Source organism: Pelomonas nitida (assembly GCF_043555975.1).
Taxonomy (GTDB): Bacteria; Pseudomonadota; Gammaproteobacteria; order Burkholderiales; family Burkholderiaceae_C; genus Pelomonas; species Pelomonas nitida.
The window spans coordinates 1-20,289 of sequence record NZ_JBIGIA010000005.1 but is presented as its reverse complement, the minus strand read 5'-3'; the positions used below and the strand labels follow the sequence as shown (position 1 = coordinate 20,289).

Genomic DNA, 20,289 nt, shown 5'->3' with positions numbered 1-20,289 from the left:
TCTGGCGCTTCGGCCCGCCGGTGGCGTTGCTCCTTCTAGCGGGCGCGAGCCCGCGTCGTCGTCGCGCCTTGCCAGCGGCCCGCCTCGCCAGCCCTTCGGGCACGCTTACCGCCCGCCTGTCACTCGGCGATGCACGCCCGGTTCTTGCCGGTGTGCTTGGCCTCATAGAGGGCCACGTCAGCGCGGTCCAGCGCGGCTTCCAGCGTCTCGCCGGGGCGGTACAGCGTGACGCCGGCGGAGAAGGTCACGAAGACATCCTTGCCCTCGTGATTGAACAGCGCAGACGACAGCGACCGCTGCAGCCGCACCAGCACCTGCTGGGCTTCGTCCAGCGGCGTGTCGGGCAGCATCAGCACGAACTCCTCGCCGCCGTAGCGCGCGACCATGTCGCCGGGCCGCAGCGAGGCCTGCGCCCGTTCGGCCAGTGACTTCAGCGCGATGTCGCCGGCGTGGTGGCCGAGGCTGTCGTTGAGCTTCTTGAAGTTGTCGATGTCCAGCAGCGCCAGTGCGACCCGTGTCGATTCGCGCTCGGCCCTGGCCTGTTCGATGCCGAACGCCTGAATCAGCCCGCGGCGGTTGGCCACTTGCGTGAGCTGGTCGGTGTGGACCTCGTTGGACAGTCGGCGCAGCTCGCCCTCCAGCTCGTCGACACGCTGGGTCAGCGCGGTCGCGCGGTCATGCTCCAGCGTCAGCCGCGCCTGCGTCTGGGCCACCAGCCCCTGCACGCTGCGGCTCTCCTCGACCATCTCGCGCACGGTGCCGGTCAGGCTCTCGAGGGAGTCCGCCTGTTCGATGGCGTCGGCGTAGCGGCCCACGCTGTTCTGGAAGCGGTCGGTGTGCTGGCCCAGCTCGCCCAGTTCGGCGAGCATGCGCTGGATGAGCGTCTTCAGCGAGTCGCGGGCCTTGGAGCGCTCGTCGCGCAGCGCACGCTGGCGCTCGCGCGTGCCGGCCAGCAGCTCCGACACCGTGCGCACGCCGCGGCCCGACAGGCCTTGGGCGAGTGTGTTGTTCATCGCCTCCGCCTGGCCGCGTGCCCAGGAATCGTCTTCGGCCAGGTCCACGAGGCTGCTGCTGAGCTCGCGGCACAGGCCGCCGAGTTCGTCGAACAGGTGGCGGCGGTGGTCCAGCAGGTGGCGGGCGCGCAGGCACAGCGCGGCCATCTGTGTGGCGCGCTCGGGGCTGGCGCCGCCGGCCTTCAGCTCGGCCTGTGCGGCCTCCAGTTCGCGCATCAGCGCGTCGGCCGGCGTGGCCTCGGTCTGCGGCGAGCGAAGTGCGTGGCGCACGGTGCCGCCGAGTTCGGCGCTGATGGCATGCCAGGGCGCGAGGTCCACCGATGGCGGCAGGCTGTCGCGTGGCGCGTCGCCGAGGCCCAGGCTGGCGCTGTCGTGGAAGTCCGGGGGCGCGAAGTCGCTGTCGGCGAAAAGCTGGCTGGGCGTGCCACCGTCGTCGTCGGTCTCGACCTCGCTGCCGTCGCCGTCCTTGTCCCAGCTGGCGATCAGCTGCTGCAGCCGCTTGACGAGCTTGCCGTTGTCGGCGCGGCCGAGCTCCAGTGCGCGTTGGAGGCCTTCCTTCTTGCGTGCCAGTGTCCAGTGCTGGCCGCCGCGCTCCAGGCCGCGCACGAGGCGCTCGATGGCCTGGGCCAGGGCGTCGGCCTGCGCTGCAGGGCCGGCCGTTTCCAGCAGCTTGTCGACCTGCCGCTGCAATTCATCCAGCCGTTGCTCGCGCAGCGCGGCTTGCAGTTCCTGCCGCGTGGCGCCCGATGGCAGCGCGAGGCTGATGAGCCGCGACAGCAGTTGCTGCAGGCGCTCCGGCACCGCGCCGCTGCCGGCCGCAGGCGCTTCGCCGCCGGCCTCGATGGCGTAGGCGCGGGCGTAGTTCTCGGGTGTGGGTTCGAGCCGGGCCTGGGCCAGGCGCTGAAGCGCCGCCTTGGCGAGCTGGGCCGGCGGGAGGGTGGATCGCATCGGCGGAAAACGGGGTTAGCGCTGGCTGCGGGCGAGGTCGGGGCTGCCTTCGGCCTGCGTGATCCACGGGGCCTTGCGCGGCAATACCGTCTGCGAGATCCAGCGCTCCAGTTCATCCGGCGGCAGCGGCTTGCTGAACAGGAAGCCCTGCATCAGCGAGCAACCCAGGCGGTGCAGCACTTCCATCTGGCGCAGGGTCTCGACGCCTTCGGCAATGACGCGCAGGCCCAGTGCGCGCGCCAGCGCGATGATGGCGGTGACGACGGCGGAGCTTTGCGGCGTGATGCCCAGGTCGCGCACGAAGGTGCGGTCGATCTTGACCTCGGAGATCGGCAGCGTGGTCAGGTAGGCGAGGGACGAATAGCCGGTACCGAAGTCGTCGATGGAGATTTCCACGCCGACTTCGTTGAGGCGATGCAGAGACGGGATGACGTTCTGCAGGTCCTTCATCAGGTTGTTCTCGGTGATCTCGAGCTGGATGGACCGGTGCGGCACGCCATAGGCGCTGACGCATTGGTGGATGTGCTCGACGAGATCGGTGCGCTCGAACAGCCGGCTGGGCAGGTTGACGGCGATGGAATCGGAGAAGCCGAACTGCAGTGACCACAGCTTGGCCTGGCGGGCTGCTTCCTTCAGCGCCCATTCGGACAGCGGCACGATGAGGCCGGTTTCCTCGGCCAGTGGAATGAAGTCGGCCGGCGGCACCAGGACATTGCCTCGCTGCCAGCGCATCAGCGCCTCGGCGCCCACCATGCGGGCGGCACGCACGTCGATCTTGGGCTGGTAGTGCAGCACGATCTCGTTGCGCTCCAGCGCCTTGTGCAGTGCGGACTCCAGCTCCAGCTTCTGCTTGCCGTGACCGGCCAGCTGCGGCGAGTACACCGCCGAGGCGTTGCGGCCCTGGCTCTTGACGGCGTACATGGCCACGTCGGAGTTGCGCAGCAGGTCGGCCATGCTCTGGCCATCGCGCGGGTAGATCGCGATACCGACGCTGGCCGTCACGAAGCATTCCTGGCCGCCGACGAAGATGGGCTCGCGCATGGCGTCCAGCACGCGTTCCGCGACGCGCTCGGCGTCGCGCTCATCGGCCACCTCGGGCAGCAGCGCGACGAACTCGTCACCGCCCAGGCGGCCGACGGCCTCGAGCCCGCGGTGGCTGCGGTTGCCCAGGCCTTCCAGCACGCCTTCCATGATCTGGTCGGAATGGCGCACGCAACTGCGCAGGCGCCGGCCGACCTCGATGAGCAGTTCATCGCCGGCCGCGTGGCCCAGCGTGTCGTTGATGACCTTGAAACGGTCCAGGTCGATCAGCAGCAGGCCCACCTCATGGCCACCGCGCCGCGCGCTCTCGATGGCCCGCTCGACACGCCAGATCAGCTGGCGCCGGTTGGGCAGGCCGGTGAGGGCGTCGAAATGGGCCAGTTGCCGGATGCGGTCCTCGGCCTGACGGCGGTCGGTCACGTCCTGCAGGATGCCGGTGTAGCCGCTGACGCTGCCCTGCTCGTTGAATTCGGGCTCCGCCTCGATGTGGACGACGCGCTGGCGGCCGTCGGGCAGCGTCAGCGGCAGGTCGGTGATGAGGACGGCGGTGTGGGCGACGACGTCACGCAGCAGGCGCAGGAAGACATGCCGGTCGTCGGGCGGCACCATGCGCATGACGCTGACGAAGTCCAGCCGGTCCTGCGGGCCGCGGCCGAACACGCGCAGGCCTTCGGCCGAGATGGCGAAGCTGCCGGCCACGTCGCGCCGCCACTCGAAACTGCCCATGCGCGCCAGATCCTGCGCGCGGGCGAGCTTGGCCTTGCTGCGTTCGAGCTCATGGCGCGTGCGCGAGCTGCGCAGCAGGTAGCGCAGCCGGCCGTCGAGCAGGCTCCATTGCGGCGACTTGACGAAGAAGTCCGTGGCACCTGCCTGGTAGGCGCGGTTGATCGAGGCCTCATCGTCGAGCCCCGTGAGCATCAGCACGGGCAGCGACTCGAAGCCGGGTGTGGCGCGCAGCAGCGCACAGGTCTCGAACCCGTCGAGTTCGGGCATCAGCGCATCGAGCACGACGACGTCGGGCGCGCGCACGGACAGCTTGGCGAGCGCGTCGGTGCCGCTGGGCGACTCGGTCACCTCGAACCCGCGCTCGCGCAGCGCGGCGGCGGTCAGCAGCAGGTTGACCTCGTCGTCGTCGACCAGCAGCACGCGCGGGCGGGGCGGCAGATCGTCGATGTCTTGACCGGTGGACACCATGAGGCGGGGTTCAGAAGCGGTGGAGGCGCCGCGCGACGCCGCGCGGTTGCCGATCTGGGTGCTTGATCGCACCACAACGCAGGCAGGAACGAGCGTCTGCAGCGCTGCGGGGCGGCGTTGAGGCAGGTCGGGCGAGCGTGATCGGCTTGTTCACAGCGTCTCAGAGCAGCGCGGCCAGGGCCGTTTGCACCTGTTGGATGTCCGCAAGCATAGCGTCCAACTGCTCGGAGAGGCCGGTATGACGACCCTCGCGGGCCATTGTTTCGATGTCTGCGCAACGGGCTGATAGCGCAACGGCGCCCAGGCTGGCCGACGAAGACTTCAAGGTGTGGCTGACATGGCGGATGACCGTGAGATCCAGCGTGTCGCCTTCCCGGGCCCGCTCGAGCTCGGGCATCAGCCGCTCCAGTGAGCTGGCGAAGGCCGCGACAACGCGCTCCAGCAGCTTGTTGTTGCCGCTCGGGTCGAGCTCGCGCAGACGCTTGATCGCCTCGGGATCGAGCAGGGCGGCAGGCGATGGAGCAGTCATGTGCGGCGGGCTGGGGGCATTCCCGCAAATGTAGCTTGGGCCGCAGGGGGTGTTGGCGCGAAGAAATGCACAGTTTTCCAGGGCGCGCAACAGAGCGCGAGGGAGTCTGGCATGGGAGATGCGCTGCCTACAATGACCGCCATGAACAGCCTCAGCGACGACAGCGCGCCATCGCGCCGCCTGGAGCGGCGGATGCCGATGCGGCTGCTGATCCTGGCGCTGGGCGGCGCGGCGCTGTTGCTGCTGTTGCTCGGAACGCTGGTGCTGCTCGCCTTGATGCGGGTGTGGGGCGGCGAGGTCGGGCTGGTGCACGCGGCTCTCGTGCTGACGGCATTCTTCACGGGTGTCATGGTGCTGGTGGCTGCGGCGCTGGGCTGGCATGCCGGCGTGCGGCTGACCCGGCAGCGGCTGTCCGAGCAACTGCGCGAGGCGCGGCTGCAGCTGCATCTGCAGGCCCAGCTGCAGCGCGACTGGCAATGGGCCACCGATGCGACGCACCGGCTGGTGCGCTGGCAGGCCCCGCAAGGCGCGCCGTCCTCGAACTGGGTGGGCGCCGGCGCCAGCACGCAGCGTTTGTGGGAGCGTTTCGCGCCGGCCCAGGCCGCGACGGTGCAGTTGCGCGAGCGGCTGGACGCCCACCAGCCCATCGCCGAACTGCAGCTGTGCGGCGCAGACGGTGAGGTGAGCTGGTCCTTGCGTGGGCTGCCTTGCATCGACGCCCAGGGCCACTTTGCCGGCTACGTCGGCACGGCCAGGCCGCCGGACACGCCGGGTGCGGCGCAGGCGGCGCTGCCGTCACCGGATCTGGCCGCCGAGCAGGAGTCGTTCAGCTACAGCGTCTCGCACGACCTACGCGCACCGCTGCGCGTGGTGGAGGGGTTTGCGCGCATCCTGAAGGAAGACTACGGCAGCCGGCTCGACCGCGTCGGCAATGATCACCTCGATCGCGTCATGAGCGCCGCCGCGCGCATGAACAGCATGATCGACGCCCTGCTGTCGCTGAGTCAGTTGTCCACGCGGCCGCTGGCGCGTCAGCCGGTCAACCTGTCACAGCAGGCGGCATACATCATGGAGGAGCTGCGTCGTGCGGCGCCCCAGCGGGAGCTGGAGCTGGACGTCGAGCCGGGGCTGACGGTGCAGGGCGACCCGACGCTGCTGCGCATGGTGCTGGAGAACCTGCTGGGCAACGCGTGGAAATACAGCGCCAAGGGCGACTGCACACGCATTCGCTTTGCGAGCCTGGAGCAGGGAGGGCGGCGCGTTTTCGTCGTGCAGGACAACGGGGCCGGCTTTGACATGCGTTTCGCCGAGCGCCTCTTCGGCGTCTTCCAGCGCCTGCACAGCGCCAGCGACTTCCAGGGCACCGGTGTCGGGTTGGCGCTGGTGCGCCGCATCGTGCGCCGGCATGGCGGCGACATCTGGGCCGAGTCAGCGGTGGGTGAAGGCGCGCGCTTCTACTTCACCTTGAACTGATGCCTCGAGGGGCCGGCGAGGCTCGCGGCACGACGGCCGCGTCGGTCAGCGTTGTGCCGGCCGGGCCAGCAGTTCGATCGCGTCGACGATGCGCCGCGCCTGCTCCGGCAGGCTGTGCCCGTCGGCCGCCGCCAGGCCCATGAGCCGCGTCAGCGCTTCGTCTCGCGCAAGCGAGTAGCGGTGCATCAACACGCCGACGGCAAGGGCCGTGGCGTCCAGCGGAGGCAGCTCCGACGGCGCCTGGAATGCATCGGTCGGCGCAGCCGTTGCCGGTGCGGTGGCGGCCGAGTGCGCGAAGGCGGCTTCCACGGCGGGCACGATCTGCGAGATGTCCAGCGGCTTGACGAGGTAGGCCACGGCGCCGAGTTCCTTGACCTTGGCCACGGTGGCCTCGTCGGTGAAGGCGGACAGGAACATGAACGGCGTCTGCAGGAACTCGCGCAGGTAGGCGGCGACGTCGAAACCGGTCAGGCCTTCCATGCGGATGTCCAGCAGGGCCAGCTGCGGGCGGTGCTCACGGGCCAGCAGGATGGCGTCGTCGCCGTTGTCCGCGTCGATGACGTCGAAACCGGCCTGGGTCAGGCCGTAGCTCAGTGTCGCCAATACCAGACGGTCGTCGTCGACGACCAAGATCTTGCCCTTGCTCACCGTGTCCCTCGCTCGACCATTCAAGAACCTGGTTTTATGGCTGGATTGTGAACCACGCTTGGCGGGATCAATTCCAGACGGCAAAGCACGTCGTCTCCCTGCTGCGCCAGGCTGAGGCTGGCGCTGCGGCGCGGCAGCAGCGCGCGCACCAGGCCCAGCCCCGACACGCCGCTCCTGACGTTTTGCAGCTGGAAACCGGGCGGCAGCCGGCCCGGGTTGGCGATCTCGACGACGACGCCGCGCGGGTCGCAGATGAGCTGGCAGCGCACCTGTGCATCGTTGGAATGCTTCAGCGCGTTGCCCAGCAACTCGTTGAGGCTCAGTGCGATGGGGATGGCTTCGGCTTCGGCCAGACGCCAGTCCTCCAGCAGTGCGCCGCCTTCGGCGGCGGTCGTGATGACGCGCCCCTGCATGCGTTGCACGGAGCCGACGATCGCGTCAAACACGCGCTTGAGCACCAGCGGCCCGGTCGCGCCCACCTGCAGGCCGTAGACCTGCGCGATGGCCTGCACCTGGCCCACGGCTTCCTTCAGCACGGGGGCCACTTCCGGGCGGCGCGCGGCGATCTGCTGCAGCAGGCCCGCCACGCCCTGCAGGTTGTTCTTGATGCGGTGGTGCACCTCGCGCACGAGCAGCTCGCGCTGCGAGATGGCGGCCTGCAGGCGTGCCTGCTCGGCGGCGCGCTGCTCGGTCACGTCGCTGGCGACGAACAGCAGCAGTTCGGGCGTGTCATGGCCGGCGGCCAGGTGCAGCAGCCGCGCGTCCCAGATGCGCGTGGCGGGGCCGGCCTGCACCTGGTATTCGCGCTGCACGACGGTCTGTGAGACGAGGGCCTCGCGCATGTCGGCGACGACGCGCGCGCCCTGTTCGGGGCCGAACAGTTCCACGGGCGTGCCCCCCAGTAGCGCGCTCTCGGGCTGGGCGGCCAGCGTTGCGGCCACATGGTTGAGCTGGACGATACGCAGGCTCGACGCCTCGTGCAGCGTGATGGCCAGCGGCGCGCCTTCGATGATGCGGGCCAGCGAGGCCTGCGCGAGCCGGCTCTGCGCCTCGGCCTGGCGGCGGCGGTCGATGTCCAGCAGCGCATAGGTGGTCTGCAGCTGGCCGTTCTCGCGCGGCGTCTGCACGGCATTGCCGATGACCCAGAACACGCGACCGTCCCGGCCGCGCAGCCGGCACTCGAACACCTCGCTGCCGGGCTCGCCATGGAAGACGTGGCCGTCGTCCTCGGGGGCGAGCACGCCCATGGGCTGGCTCAGCACGTCGTCGAGTTCGCAGCTGAACATGCGCCGTGCGGAGCGATTCATCCATTCGATGCCGTCCGGCCCGACGGTGACGATGCCCACGAGCACCGAGTCGAGCACTGCGCGCTCGCTTTCGGCGCGCAGCAGCAGGGCGTTCTCGGCCTGGGCCTGGGCGGTCACGTCCAGCGTCACGACGGACGTGGAGCGCCGCCCGCCCGCCAGCAGGCCCGGCGCCACGCGCGTCAGCAGCCAGCGCCGCCCGAGCTCGGGGTGGCGCACCGCGTAGCGCACCTCGACGCCGTCGCCCTTCTTCAGCGCGCGTTGCAGCCGTTCGTATTCAGGCAGTGACGCGGGCTCCACGATGTCGCGGCTGATGCCCTGCAGCGATGCGACCGGTTGCTTGCCACCCGTCTTGAAGGGCGAACCCTTGCGGTGAGTCTTGACCCAACCGGCTTCGGGCTGGAAGGTCGCCAACCCCACGGCGGCGGTGTCCATGAGGGCATCCAGCTGATGGTGGGCGAGGTCGCGCTCGTGCTGGATGCTGTGGTCTTCCAGCTGCATCAGCAGCAGCGCGCGACCCGCGTGGCGCCACAGGCGCAGCCGTGCCTGCAGCCAGCGCTGGCCCCCTTGTGCATCGACGAACTCGGTCTCGGTCACCAGCGGCGGGTCTTGCTGCTGCTGGGCAGCCAGCGCCGGCAGCGGTGCGCCGCAGTGCCAGCCCAGCAGTGCCTGCAGCAGATCGGGCAGCTCGTGCAGGTAGCGTGGCGAACCCGGGCACAGCGCGTCGAAGGCGGCATTGCGCTGCAGCAGGGCGCCACTGCCGGCGTCGGCCAGTGCGGCGGGTTGCGGCGACAGCGCCAGCCATTCGGCCAGCGGCGGCTCCGCTGCGTCAGCGGCGCTCAACCGTGCGTGCAGCAGCCAGTTGGGGCGGTCACGCAGCAGCCGCAGCGTGGCCCGTTGCCCGTCGGGGAGTTTGAGCGGCGGGGCCGGCGGGGCGGGCCGGTCGGCCTCGATGGCCAGGGCCGCCTCGCGCAACCAGGTCTCCAGCCGGGCGCCGGCCGCCCGGCGCAGCAGTCGCCAGCCGTCCGCCGCGTTGCCCCCCAGCCATTCCCGTGCGGCCGGGTTGGCGCGCAGCACGGAGAGGTCTGCGCGCAGCGTCAGTACCGGATCGCCGACCAGGTCCTGCAGCGCGGCAGAGGCGGGTGGGCCGAACATCGTTCAGCAGGCGGGCAGATGCGCGTCAGGCATCGGGTGCCGCCGCGCCTGTCCGGCCGAGCGCCGGGCTGCCCCAAGCCGGCCCGCTTGAGGCAGCTCGCGGCTGTATGCCGCGGGTGGTGCGAGGAGGGGCGAGAGGCGCAAGCGTCACTCGAGCTGGGCGGCCTTGTGCAGCGCGCGCAGCACGCAGGCATTCACCTCGCCGGCACCGAGCATCAGTGCTTCCGTGCAGTCACGGTAGTCGAACACCGATTCCGACTCGATGGCCTGCACCAGTTGCAGATAGGGCAGGAAGGGCCCCGTGCCGTCCACCAGCGCCTGGCGCACGCGCTCGGGCACGGGAATGCTCTGCAGCAGCTTGTCGAACGGCTGCTTGAGCATGTGGTCCAGCAGCGAGAACAGGCCGCAGATGAACATCTCGTCGCGCTGCTCGCGGTCGTTCATGCCGGCCGCCAGCTCTTCCATCAGCAAGCCGCGGCGCACCGCGCCGTACATGATGGGCCGCATGGCGTGATCGCTGCTGGCCGTCGTCAGCAGCAGCGCCAGCCAGCGCTTCAGGCGGGCGTAGCCCAGCAGCATGATGGCGTGGCGGAAGCTCGACACCTCCACGGGCAGGCCGAAGGCGGCGGAGTTCATGTAGCGCAGCAGCTTGAACGCCAGGCTGGGGTCGCGCTTGAGCGTTTGCTCCAGGCGCTCGACGTCTTCGCCCTCGTCCACGCGCGAGATCAGCTCCATGATGACCTGCAGGTCGCCGGCGATCTCGGTCTTGGCGCCATCGCTGGCTTCGTAGGGGCCGTCCATGGGCCAGCCGATGACGGCGGCTGCGCCGGCCTTGAAGGCGGCTGCGACGGCGTCGGCGCCGCGGACACCGGCGCAGACGTGCTCGATGCCGGCCGGCGCGCTCTGGCCGGGTTCCAGTGCAATCTGCTTGAACATCGCGGCGACGGGCGCCGGCAGCGGTGCGCTGGGCAGGCCCTTGAGCAGGCCGCGGTGGCCGGTGCCCTTGAGCGCAGCGATAGCGTCGGCGAGCGCGGGATCGGCGGCCATGAAGGCCGGCACTTCGATCTGCATCGGCTGCGCGGGCGGCTGGGCCAGCACGGCGCCCAACAGGGTTTCGCCTTGCGGGCTCAGCACGATGCCGCCCTTGGGCCAGGTGGCGGCGAGCGCGGCCAGCAGTTCGGCCTGGTCGATGCGCGCGTCTGGGCGCAGTGGCACCAGGGTGAGCCGCGTCCCGGCAATGCCATGCTGGCGGTCGATGACCGGGGCGTAGCCAAGGGCGACACCGGGCAGGATGGCGTGATCGAGGGCGGCGGGGGTGTTGTCGGACATTTCGCGACGCAGGGTCTGGCAGGGAAAGTGGCAGTCTGCCATGCCGCCTCGCTGCCCGTGCCGCCAATTCGTGACAGCTTCACGCCAGCCACCCTTGCAAGCGCTGCCTGGGCATTGTTCACCGTGCGGCGGTCGCACCCGTCTTCATCGGGCGATCGGCCCTAACCGCGCCGTCCCGGGCCGTAGCCGCCCGGGCGATGGCCCCGTCGTGGACGGTCGATCAGGTGAGGTATTGGAACAACGACATCTTCTGCACCATCGCGTAGGTCTTCAGCGCGGTGTCGTAGCCGGTCTGCTGGTTCTGGAAATCGGAGATGCCCTGCACCATGTCCAGGTCTTCGGCGGCGCTCCGCTCCTCGGTGCTGTACTGCTTCAGTGCCGCCAGGCGCGTCTCGGTGCCATCGAGGTTGTTGAGCTGCTCGCCGACCTGGGTGCGGACGCTTTGCAGGTTGCCCATGGCGGCATCGATGTCCCGCACGGCGGACGCATTGCCCTGGCTGACCTGGGTGGGTGTGCGCAGCGGCGTGTTGAGGTCGACGATGGCTTTGTCGAGCGCGTCGAAGAGCTTGAGGCTGCGCTGCGAGCCGGCCACGGCGAAGGCGTCGCCGTCGGCGGGCTTGCCGGTGACGGTGAGCGCCATGCCATCGGCGACGATGGCCTCGCCGACCTTGAAGGCGCCGGCGGAGACGATGCTGCCGAGGTCCTGGTCCGTCAGCGTGTAGGTCTGGCTGGGCGCCGTGCCGGTCACATCCAGCCGGTAGTTGTGCCCGGTCAGCAGCGAGGGGTCCGTGACGCGGCCGCTGTCGATCCAGCCTGAAGCGGCCTGGCCGGTGTTGGCGTTGACCAGCGGCACCGGCACGCCGCCGTTGGCTGCGGTGGCACCGGGGTCGATCAACTGCACGCTGGGTGCGCCGGTGACGGGGTCGGTGACGATGGCGCTGGGCGCCGTCTCGAAACTGCCGTTGCCGCTGGCGGCCTGCTCCCAGGCCGAGCGCCCGTCCACGGTGAGCTGGAAGTTTTCCATGTTGCCGGTCTGGATCTGCCCGCCGACGCCGACATAGGCCACGCCGCCGGCCTGGTCCAGGAAGGGCGGGCTGGACGAGCCCTGGCCCGAGAACAGGTAGCCGCCCGCGCCGTCGGCGCGGTTGGCGATGGCCAGCAGCTGGTCGCGCAGGCCTTGCAGCTTGTTGGCCAGGCCCTTGCGCTCGGCATCGGAATAGCTGCCGTTGCCAGCGGCGACCAGCGTCTCGCGGGCCTGCTGCAGCAGTTCGCCCGCGTCGCCCAGCGCCGATTCGGCCAGCGTCATGCTGTTGCGGCTGGCCTCCAGCGCGCGCTGGTTGGCGTCGACGCGGCCGATGGTGGCCAGCGCCCGCTCCGCGCGTGCCGCGCCGGTCGGGTCGTCGCTGGCCTGGGCGACGCGCTTGCCGGACGTGAGTTGTTCCTGCTGCTGCTGCAGGGCGTTCTGGCGCCGTTGCAGGTTGGCAATGGAGGTGTCGTAGAGATTGGCGGTGGAGAGTCTCATGAGCGCTCCCGGGGGAAATCGGCGAGGGCTGCACGTTGGCGGCGTGCGGTGTCAGCGGCCCGGTCGGTGGTGCGGTGTGCGGGGTGTCTCATCGGGCGGCGATGCGCATCAGTTCGTCGAACAGCGTCTGTGCCGTCTGCAGCACCTTGGCCGCGGCCTGGTAGCTCTGCTGGAACTGCATCAGGCGCGAGGCTTCTTCGTCGAGGTTGACGCCGGCCTGCCCGGCGCGGTTGGCTTCGGCGTTGGTCGCCACCGTGGTGGAGACGCCCGACAGATAGGTTGCGCTCTGCACGCGTGCGCCCACCTCGCTCATCGAGGCCGCGTAGGCGTCGCTGATCGTCGAGCCAGCCGTGATGGAGCCGTCGGTCAGCACCTGGCGGCCGATGAAGGCTTCCGTCTGGATGTTCAGGAAGGCCTTGGCGTTGCCGTTGTTGGTGGCGGTGTAGGTGGTCTTGTCCAGCGTCAGCTTGTCGCCCTTGCGCGGCACGCCATTGGTGCGCAGCTCGAAGCCGAGGTCGATGCCGGCGGCCGGGTCGTTGCCGATGGGCTTGCCGGCGCTCCAGATGCCGTTCATGACCGTGCCGTCGGCCAGCGTCAGCGTGTACTGGACGTTGGCGCTGTTGGCGGGGTCGGGGTCGCCGAACTCGATGCTGATGGGCGCGTTGGCCGTGTCCATCGTGCGGTTGACGGCATAGATGCTGTCGATGGTCAGTGTGCCGTTGTTGGTGGCGAGCGTGGAGGCCGTCAGCGGGGACGCGGCCGCGATGCCGTTGGGGTTGTCGAGCACGCGGCGCATCTCGGTCGCGGCGGCCCCCACGGGCTCGATGAGGAAGCTCTCGCCCGCGGCCGGGGCCGACGGCGTGAAGCTGACCTGGAAGCCGTCGATCGTGTCGCCGTCGTTGACCGAGCGCACCAGCCCGTCGGACAGCCGGGTCAGCTGGTAGCTGCCTGCCGAGTCGGAGGTGAGCATGTAGCTGCTGGCTTGCAGCTGGCCGGCGTCGACGATGCTGGCCTGCACGCCGCTGACGAAGGCGCCGTTGGCGTCACGCGCATTGGTGGCGGCGGGCAGCGTGCGCGGCGTCGCCACGTTGAAGATGGCGGCCCCCTGGCCCGGCGGGTTGGACAGGTCCAGCCCGAGGGCGTTTTGGTCGTTGACGCGTGTGCCGATGGCGGCCGCCAGCTGCCCGAGCATGTTGCGGGCGTCTTGCAGGTCGTGGTTCTGGAAGCTCAGCAGCGCGCTCATGGAGCCACCGGTCAGCACGCTCTCGTCCAGCGCACGGTTGATGTTGCCTTCCTTCAGCGACAGCACGGCACGCTGCGGGTCGTACGCATCGGCCGTGACCTGCAGCGCCGATGCCTGGTTGCCCAGCACCAGGCGCTGGCCACCGCCGATGAAGACGCCCACCGTGCCGTCGTCGGCCGGAACGGTCGTGACGGCGATGTATTCGCCCATTTGCGAGATCAGCTTTTCGCGCTGGTCCAGCAAGTCGTTGGGCGTGTGGCCGCTGCCGCGGGTCTTGGCGATCTGGTCGTTGGCGTTGGCGATCTGCTGCGCGAGCTGGTTGACGACGGTGACCGAGGCCTTGAGGTCGCTGACGACGCCGGCCTGCAGATCGGTGACCTGCTGGCCGGCATTGGAGAAGCGCGTGGCCAGCTCCGAGGCACGGCCCAGCGCCACCTGGCGCGCGGACGGGTCGTTGGGCCGGCTGGTCACGTCGACCATGGCGTTGAGGAACTGGCTGGCCGCGTAGCCCAGGCCGTCGGTGCCGGTGGCGAAGATCTTCTCCATGCGGCTGAGCTGCTCGGCGCGCGTGGCGTCGGCGGAGGCGGTGGACTTGGCGCTCACGGCCTCCTTGGTCAGGAACTCGTTGTGCGAGCGCACGACGGTCTCGACGTCCACCCCCTTGCCGAAGAAGCCTGCGCCGGTGAACTGCCCCGGCGACGTCGTCAGCACGACGGACTGGCGCGAATAGCCGGCCGTGTTCGCGTTGGCGATGTTCTGGCCGATGGTCTGCAATGCCGCCTGGTTGGCGAACATCGCACGGGCGCCGAGGGTCAGGAGACCAGCCATGAGCGCGCGTCCTCAGGCCATCAGCGTGCTTTGCACACGCTGGGTGGTTTGAATGGTCTTGGCGATCTTCTCGGCATAGGCCGGGTCGGTCGCGTAGCCGGCCTGCTGCAGGCCGCGGGCGAAGCCGGCGGCGTTGCCGCTCTGGGCTTCGGCCACGACCTTGGCGTAGCGGTCGTTGCTGCCGAGCAACCGGGCGTAGTCCTTGAAGGCCTCGTCGTAGCTGCCGTAGGCGCGGAACTTGGCCACCACCTTGTGGGCCTGACCGTTGATGACCTCGGTCGTCTGCACGTCCACCGTCTTGCCCGTCCAGCCCGGCGTGGCCTTGATGCCGAACACGTTGTGGCTCTTGGTGCCATCCGCGCCGGTGATCTCGCGCTTGCCCCAGCCGCTTTCGTGCGCAGCCTGCGCGACCATGAAGCTGGCCGGAATGCCCGTGGCCGCCGACGCGGCGCGGGCGGCGGCGTCGTGCTTCTGGATGAAGCTCTGCACATGGTTGGGGATGCCCTTGGTCGCCAGCGCGGGCAAGGCCTGGGCCAGCGTCGTCTGGCTGGCCTTCTGCACGCTTTCTGGCGAGAGATCCTTGACGCCCATCTGGCGTTGCAGCTGCTTCTGGATGGCGTCTGACAGCCCACCCGGCAGGCCGGACATCTTGCCGGCGAACTGCGTGTCCAGCATCTCGGTGCCGAGCTGCGTCGCGCTGTTGTCCAGCATGCCGCTGGACAGCGTGGACGCCCGCATGCTCTTCATCACTTCCTGCATGAACAGCGACTCGAACTGCTTGGCGGTTTCGCGGATCGTGCCCTTGGGGTCACGCGAGGCCTGGGCCTTGAGCGCGTCGAGGCTCCCGAGGCTCTGACCGGAGATGGATTGAAAGCTGCTGGCCATGTCAGTGGTCCATCGCGTGGTGTCGGGCCGAGCGCCGGGCCGCCCCCAAGCCGGACCGTCGGGCGATTTCGGCTGGGCTCGAGGCCCGGCCAATCGTCGTCCCCCCGGGGGACCGACAAGACATGCCCGCGTTCAGCGGGGCGTGGCTGGGCGAGGGGCGGTTGGCTTTCATCAGATCACCTCGAGCTCGGCGTTGAGGGCGCCCGCACTCTTCATCGCCTGCAGGATCGCGAGCAGATCCTGGGGCGTGGCGCCGAGCGAATTCAGCGCCTTGACGACGTCCGACAGCCGCGCGCCGGCGGGCAGCTGGATGAGGCTGCCGGGATCCTGGCGGATGGCGATGTCGGCCTTTTCGGCCACCGTGGTCTGCCCGCCAGACAGCGCGTTGGGCTGGCTGATCACCGGCGTCGAGCTGATGGTCACGGACAGGTTGCCGTGGGCGACCGCGCAGGACGACAGCGTGACCGCCTGGTTCATGACGATGGAGCCGGTGCGGGCGTTGATGACGACGCGGGCGGCGGCGGGCGCCAGGTCCACCGGCAGGTTCTCGACGTCGGCCAGGAATGCGACGCGCTCATCGGGCGCCGTCGGCGCCTTCACCCGCACGACGCGGCCGTCCATGGCCTGGGCCGTGCCCGCGCCCTTGGCCTTGTTGATGGCCTGCGCGACGGCGCGGGCCGTGGTGTAGTCGCTGCTGTTGAGGTCCAACTGCAGGATGTCGCCCTGGGCCAGCGGCGTGGGCACGGAGCGCTCGACCAGCGCGCCGGACGGGATGCGCCCTGCGCTCAGGTGGTTGATCTGCACCTTGGAACCGCCGGCCGAGGCACCGGCACCGCCGACGACCAGGTTGCCTTGTGCGATGGCGTAGATCTGCCCGTCCGCGCCGCGCAGTGGCGTCGCGATCAGCGTGCCGCCACGCAGGCTCTTGGCATTGCCGATGGACGAGACATTGATGTCGAGCTGCTGGCCGGGCTGCGCGAAAGGCGGCAGCGAGGCCGTCACCATGACGGCGGCGATGTTGCGAGGCTGCATGGTCACGCCCTGGGGCAGCAGCACGCCGAACTGCTGCAGCATGGCTGTGAGGCTCTGGCCGGTGAAGGGCGCCTGCGTGGTCTGGTCGCCGGTGCCGTCCAGACCCACGACCAGGCCGTAGCCCGTCAGCGGGTTGGAGCGCACGCCGGCCACGGCCGCGACTTCCTTGATGCGGGCGGCATGGGAAATCGGCGCCAGCACGACGGCGAGGCTGAGGAGGAGGGCTTGCAGGGTCTTCACTCGGCAAATTCTGCGGACCCTTGAGCCTGCGAAGCCGTTGAAAAGGACGCGGACCGCCCCGCTTTTCTGCGCCGAGCGGCCGCGTCGGGCGGACAGCGCGGCTTTGTTCACGTGGCGCTGTCATGCAGATGTCGGGCGGGCGAAAGCTGCCCCTCAGTTTCGCGGGAGCCCGCGTGCCATCCTGCCTGGGGCTGTGGCGTGGCTGTTGTGCCCGCCGCGCCACAGGCTTGTGATGCGCTGGCCGTCGATCGAGGTCAGCGACGCCGCGGGCATCGACGCAGCTTGCGCGGCATGGCGCGTTATCTGAGCAAGGCGCCCACAGGCCTGTACGCGCAACCGAGGGGAACTGACAGGTTTCTGAATGTGTCGCTACGTAAAGTTTTTAATGCTTCCCGCGTATTCGAATCGTTATCAAAAGCTGCCATGCCTCTCCCGTTCGAGCCGTTGACCCTGGTCCATGTCGTCTTCTCATCGCGCATTGCCGGCGGCGAACGGCATTGCATCGATCTCGCCAACGCCCAGGCGGCACTCGGCCATCGAGTCCATGTCATCGGCTCTGCCGGGTCTGCCGTGGCGGGCGCCTTGAGCGCCGCCGTGACCTTCCATGGCCTCAAGCTGCCGTTGATGCGTGGCTGGCGCGTCGCGTCGCTGGTGCGCCGCCTGCGGGCCGATGTCTGCCATGGCCACCTCGGCCCCGCGTGCAAGGCCGTTGCCCGGTCGTGCGATGTGGCACGCATCGGCACGCTGCACGTCGGCTACAAGGCCCATCACCATGCCGAACTGGACGGGCTCATCTGCGTGAATCGCGCCCAGCATGACGGGCTGCCGAAGTCGCGGCAGCTGGCCAGCGTCATCTACAACTGGGCGCCGGAGCGTGAGGCCACCGCCTGCCGGACCGATCTGCGCGCCGAGCTGGCCCTGCAGCCCGAGCAGTTGCTGGTTGGCAGCGTGGGCCGGCTGCACAGCAGCAAGGGCATGGACCTGCTGATCCAGGGTTTCAAGGCCCATGCGCCGGCCGACGCGGTGCTGGCCATCCTGGGCGAGGGTCCCGACGCGGATCGCCTGCAGGCGATGGCGGCGGGCGATGCTCGCATCCGGCTGCTGGGCTACCGGACCGACGTCGACGAGGCGCTGCAGTCGTTTGACCTCTTCGTGTCGCCGTCTCGCGAGGAAGCCTTCCCGCTCGCCATCCTGGAAGCCATGCGTGCCGGCCGGCCCGTGCTGTCCACCGCCACCCAGGGGCCGCAGGAGATGCTGCTGGGGCAGCCCGCGCGGCTCGTGCCGGTAGGCGACGCGGATCAGCTGGGCCGGGCCATCGACGAAGAGCTGGCTCGCCTGCGCCCGCTGCCCCGCGAGGCACGCACCGTGAGCTATGCAACAGCCGCCTATGACCGCGGCAACGCCGTGGCGCGGACGCTCGGGTTTTACCGCGATGTCATGGCCCACCGCACGGCACGGGCACCGATGCTGGATGAAGACAAGACCGCCGTCGCCGCCTGACGGCCGCGTGCTATGGCGGCAACGCCGGTGAGGCCGGCCCAGCCCTTGCGTTGAGAATGCAGGCCGCCGCGTGGCGGCTTGTTCATTTGATGGTCCATCGCGCGGCTGCTCAGCTGCGGCAGCCCCTATTCCTGCATGTTCAAACGCCCCCGCACCGACTTCTGGCAGGTCGGCATCGTTCCGGTCACGGTTCAGGATGTCGACGCTGCCACCTTGCGTGCCGCGCGCGAGCGCATCACCTGGCTGCCCGACGCCGGCCACTGGCGCTACCTGGCCGATCCCTTCGGCCTCGTGCGCGGCGACGCGCTGCACGTCTTCGTCGAGGCCTTCGACTACCGCATCAAGCGCGCCAACATCGAGCGCCACGAGTTTGCGCTGGCCGACCTGCGCTGGCGCGGCCAGGTCACGGTGCTGGACAAGCCATTTCACCTGTCCTACCCGCAAGTCTTCGAGCACGGCGGCCAGACCTGGATGGTGCCGGAGAGCTTCCAGGCCGGCGAGGTCGCGCTCTACCGCGCGACCGACGCGTCACTCGACCGCTGGGTGCGCGAATCGGCCCTGCTCACCGGGCAGCCCGTTGCCGATGCATCGCTTGTCGAGCACGGCGGGCGCTGGTGGATGTTCTATGCGCTGGTGGGCCCGGGCGCGCGCGACCAGCGTGAGCTGCATGTGGCGCACGCACCCCGGCTGATCGGCCCGTGGACGCCGCTGGCGAGTAACCCGGTGCGTGTCAGCCGCGACGGCGCCCGCCCGGCCGGCCGGCCCTTCGTGGGCCGTGACGGCGTGCTGACGCTGCCGGTGCAGGACAGCGCCACTGGCTATGGCAGCGCCACCCGGTTGCTGCGTTTCACGTCGCTGACGCCCGAGCGTGTGGTGCTCGAGGCCGGTGTCGAGCGCCTGACGGGCGACCTCGTCAGCACGACGCACGTCGCTGGTCTGCACACGCTCAACGGCTGTGGCGATGGCCTGTCGCTGATCGACGTGAAGCGCATCGACCGCTCACGCACCAAGCAGTGGCTGGACTTCAAGCGCCGGCTGCGGCGGCTCATGGGGTGCCAGGACTTGACCAAGCTTCCTGCGCGAGCGCTCTAGCCCGGATATCTCGCGAGGTACGTGGGACTTGCCTTGCGCGGCACAGACGTTGTCTCAGCGGGTGCTGCCGTTGCTTGGGCGCAGCCGCCTGCCGCCATACTTGCGCAGCACTTCTTCGGGCCTTTGCATGAACCTCACCGACCGCATCGACGCCGCAGCCGCCGCTCTCGAATCCCAGGTCATCGCCTGGCGCCGCGACCTGCACCAGCATCCCGAGCTGGGCAACCGGGAATTCCGCACTGCCAGCATCGTCGCCGAGCACCTGCGCTCGCTGGGCTTCGACGAGGTCAAGACGGGCGTGGCGCACACCGGCGTCGTCGGGCTGCTCAAGGGCGGTAAGCCCGGCGGCGTGGTCGCGCTGCGCGCCGACATGGACGGGCTGCCCGTCACCGAGGCCGTGGACCTGCCCTTCGCCTCCAAGGCGCGTGCGGTGTGGAACGGCGAGGAGGTGGGCGTCATGCATGCCTGCGGACACGACTGCCACGTCGCCATCCTGATGGGCGTGGCCAGCATCCTGGCCGGGCTGCGGGAGCGGATTCCGGGCAGCGTGAAGTTCATCTTCCAGCCCGCCGAGGAGATGCCGCCCGAGGGCGAGGAGGGCGGGGCAGCGCTGATGATCAAGGAGGGCGTGCTGGAGCACCCCACGCCCAGCGCCATCTTCGGCCTGCACGTCACGTCGCGCCAGCCGGTCGGCGTCATCGGCTACCGGCCGGGTCCGACGATGGCGAGCAGCGACCGGCTCAAGATCACCGTGCGCGGCAAGCAGACGCATGGCGCAGCGCCGTGGCTGGGCGTGGACCCCATCGTCACGTCGGCGCAGATCGTGCTGGGCCTGCAAACCATCGTCAGCCGCACGCTGGACCTCAACCGCGAGCCGGCCGTCGTCACCATCGGCGCCATCAGGGGTGGCGTGCGCGAGAACATCATTCCGGATGCCGTCGAGATGCGCGGCACCATCCGCAGCTTCGACGAGGGCATGCGCGACGACATCCACGCGCGCGTCACGCAGCTGGCCGAGGGCATCGCCACCGCGTCGCGCGCGAGCTGCCAGGTCTGCATCACGAAGAACTACCCCGTCACGCACAACGACCCGGCGTTGACTGAAGCCATGCTGCCCACGCTCACGCGCGTGGCCAGCACCGGCCCGCGCCCGATGGGCATCGAGGTCGTGCCCAAAGTGACCGGCGCCCCCGAGTTCGACACCAACCGCCGTAAGTGCCTGATCCGTATAGGCTGGCCCTTCGGAATTGCCACTACAGCAGGGTCAGTTGGGTGTCGATGGTCGGTTTCTTGATGCGAAGTGCGGCCAGGGC

14 protein-coding genes are annotated in these 20,289 nt (G+C 69.7%); 4 read left to right on the top strand and 10 right to left on the bottom strand.

Going from position 1 to position 20,289, the window contains the following annotated elements; all coding sequences use genetic code 11:
• Positions 1-119: 119 nt before the first annotated feature.
• The 3 genes from ACG00X_RS07535 to ACG00X_RS07525 form a co-directional block, all read right to left on the bottom strand.
• Entirely contained in the window at positions 120-1,961 is a 1,842-nt protein-coding gene (locus ACG00X_RS07535) for a GGDEF domain-containing protein (RefSeq protein WP_394487458.1), read from the bottom strand.
• 15 nt (positions 1,962-1,976) lie between these two features.
• A complete protein-coding gene (locus ACG00X_RS07530; protein ID WP_394487456.1) occupies positions 1,977-4,196 on the bottom strand; it encodes a putative bifunctional diguanylate cyclase/phosphodiesterase in 2,220 nt (739 codons plus the stop codon).
• Positions 4,197-4,356: 160 nt separating this feature from the next.
• The gene (locus tag ACG00X_RS07525; RefSeq protein ID WP_394487455.1) at positions 4,357-4,725 is read right to left on the bottom strand and encodes an Hpt domain-containing protein; all 369 of its coding nucleotides are present in this window, start codon (positions 4,723-4,725) and stop codon (positions 4,357-4,359) included.
• Between the two features lie 141 nt (positions 4,726-4,866).
• On the opposite strand from ACG00X_RS07525, the gene ACG00X_RS07520 reads away from it, so the two are divergent.
• A complete protein-coding gene (locus tag ACG00X_RS07520; RefSeq protein ID WP_394487453.1) occupies positions 4,867-6,198 on the top strand; it encodes a sensor histidine kinase in 1,332 nt (443 codons plus the stop codon).
• A 45-nt stretch (positions 6,199-6,243) separates the two neighbouring features.
• Here the strand turns inward: ACG00X_RS07520 and ACG00X_RS07515 are convergent, their stop codons facing one another.
• The 7 genes from ACG00X_RS07515 to ACG00X_RS07485 form a co-directional block, all read right to left on the bottom strand.
• Positions 6,244-6,846 carry a response regulator gene (locus ACG00X_RS07515; protein ID WP_394487452.1) on the bottom strand — a complete coding sequence of 201 codons (603 nt, stop codon included), beginning with the start codon at positions 6,844-6,846 and terminating at the stop codon, positions 6,244-6,246.
• 20 nt (positions 6,847-6,866) lie between these two features.
• Positions 6,867-9,305, bottom strand: a complete 2,439-nt coding sequence (locus ACG00X_RS07510) for a PAS domain-containing sensor histidine kinase (protein WP_394487451.1) — start codon at positions 9,303-9,305, stop codon at positions 6,867-6,869.
• Between the two features lie 147 nt (positions 9,306-9,452).
• Positions 9,453-10,634 carry an EAL and HDOD domain-containing protein gene (locus ACG00X_RS07505; RefSeq protein WP_394487449.1) on the bottom strand — a complete coding sequence of 394 codons (1,182 nt, stop codon included), beginning with the start codon at positions 10,632-10,634 and terminating at the stop codon, positions 9,453-9,455.
• A 220-nt stretch (positions 10,635-10,854) separates the two neighbouring features.
• Positions 10,855-12,156, bottom strand: coding sequence for a flagellar hook-associated protein FlgL (flgL, locus tag ACG00X_RS07500; RefSeq protein ID WP_394487448.1), 1,302 nt, complete (start codon positions 12,154-12,156; stop codon positions 10,855-10,857).
• Between the two features lie 88 nt (positions 12,157-12,244).
• On the bottom strand, positions 12,245-14,227 hold the full coding sequence (gene flgK / locus ACG00X_RS07495; protein WP_394487447.1) for a flagellar hook-associated protein FlgK: 1,983 nt from the start codon (positions 14,225-14,227) through the stop codon (positions 12,245-12,247).
• A 12-nt stretch (positions 14,228-14,239) separates the two neighbouring features.
• The gene (gene flgJ, locus ACG00X_RS07490; protein ID WP_394487446.1) at positions 14,240-15,112 is read right to left on the bottom strand and encodes a flagellar assembly peptidoglycan hydrolase FlgJ; all 873 of its coding nucleotides are present in this window, start codon (positions 15,110-15,112) and stop codon (positions 14,240-14,242) included.
• A gap of 171 nt (positions 15,113-15,283) precedes the next feature.
• The gene (locus tag ACG00X_RS07485; protein WP_394487773.1) at positions 15,284-16,375 is read right to left on the bottom strand and encodes a flagellar basal body P-ring protein FlgI; all 1,092 of its coding nucleotides are present in this window, start codon (positions 16,373-16,375) and stop codon (positions 15,284-15,286) included.
• 432 nt (positions 16,376-16,807) lie between these two features.
• Here ACG00X_RS07485 and ACG00X_RS07480 point away from each other — a divergent pair, with 432 nt between their 5' ends.
• The 3 genes from ACG00X_RS07480 to ACG00X_RS07470 all read left to right on the top strand — a co-directional run bounded on the left by ACG00X_RS07480 (position 16,808) and on the right by ACG00X_RS07470 (position 20,270).
• Positions 16,808-17,884, top strand: a complete 1,077-nt coding sequence (locus ACG00X_RS07480; protein WP_394487445.1) for a glycosyltransferase — start codon at positions 16,808-16,810, stop codon at positions 17,882-17,884.
• A 135-nt stretch (positions 17,885-18,019) separates the two neighbouring features.
• Positions 18,020-18,976, top strand: coding sequence for a glucosamine inositolphosphorylceramide transferase family protein (locus tag ACG00X_RS07475; protein WP_394487444.1), 957 nt, complete (start codon positions 18,020-18,022; stop codon positions 18,974-18,976).
• A 127-nt stretch (positions 18,977-19,103) separates the two neighbouring features.
• Positions 19,104-20,270 (top strand): amidohydrolase, encoded by a 1,167-nt coding sequence (locus tag ACG00X_RS07470; RefSeq protein ID WP_394487443.1) that lies wholly within the window; start codon positions 19,104-19,106, stop codon positions 20,268-20,270.
• Positions 20,271-20,289 lie beyond the last annotated feature (19 nt).

Bases quoted from the DNA above. Each gene is read 5' to 3' on its own strand.
- ACG00X_RS07535 (WP_394487458.1), bottom strand. From the start codon at position 1,961: ATGCGATCCACCCTCCCGCCGGCCCAGCTCGCCAAGGCGGCGCTTCAG.
- ACG00X_RS07530 (WP_394487456.1), bottom strand. From the start codon at position 4,196: ATGGTGTCCACCGGTCAAGACATCGACGATCTGCCGCCCCGCCCGCGC.
- ACG00X_RS07525 (WP_394487455.1), bottom strand. From the start codon at position 4,725: ATGACTGCTCCATCGCCTGCCGCCCTGCTCGATCCCGAGGCGATCAAG.
- ACG00X_RS07520 (WP_394487453.1), top strand. From the start codon at position 4,867: ATGAACAGCCTCAGCGACGACAGCGCGCCATCGCGCCGCCTGGAGCGG.
- ACG00X_RS07510 (WP_394487451.1), bottom strand. From the start codon at position 9,305: ATGTTCGGCCCACCCGCCTCTGCCGCGCTGCAGGACCTGGTCGGCGAT.
- ACG00X_RS07505 (WP_394487449.1), bottom strand. From the start codon at position 10,634: ATGTCCGACAACACCCCCGCCGCCCTCGATCACGCCATCCTGCCCGGT.
- flgL (WP_394487448.1), bottom strand. From the start codon at position 12,156: ATGAGACTCTCCACCGCCAATCTCTACGACACCTCCATTGCCAACCTG.
- flgK (WP_394487447.1), bottom strand. From the start codon at position 14,227: ATGGCTGGTCTCCTGACCCTCGGCGCCCGTGCGATGTTCGCCAACCAG.
- flgJ (WP_394487446.1), bottom strand. From the start codon at position 15,112: ATGGCCAGCAGCTTTCAATCCATCTCCGGTCAGAGCCTCGGGAGCCTC.
- ACG00X_RS07480 (WP_394487445.1), top strand. From the start codon at position 16,808: ATGCCTCTCCCGTTCGAGCCGTTGACCCTGGTCCATGTCGTCTTCTCA.
- ACG00X_RS07475 (WP_394487444.1), top strand. From the start codon at position 18,020: ATGTTCAAACGCCCCCGCACCGACTTCTGGCAGGTCGGCATCGTTCCG.
- ACG00X_RS07470 (WP_394487443.1), top strand. From the start codon at position 19,104: ATGAACCTCACCGACCGCATCGACGCCGCAGCCGCCGCTCTCGAATCC.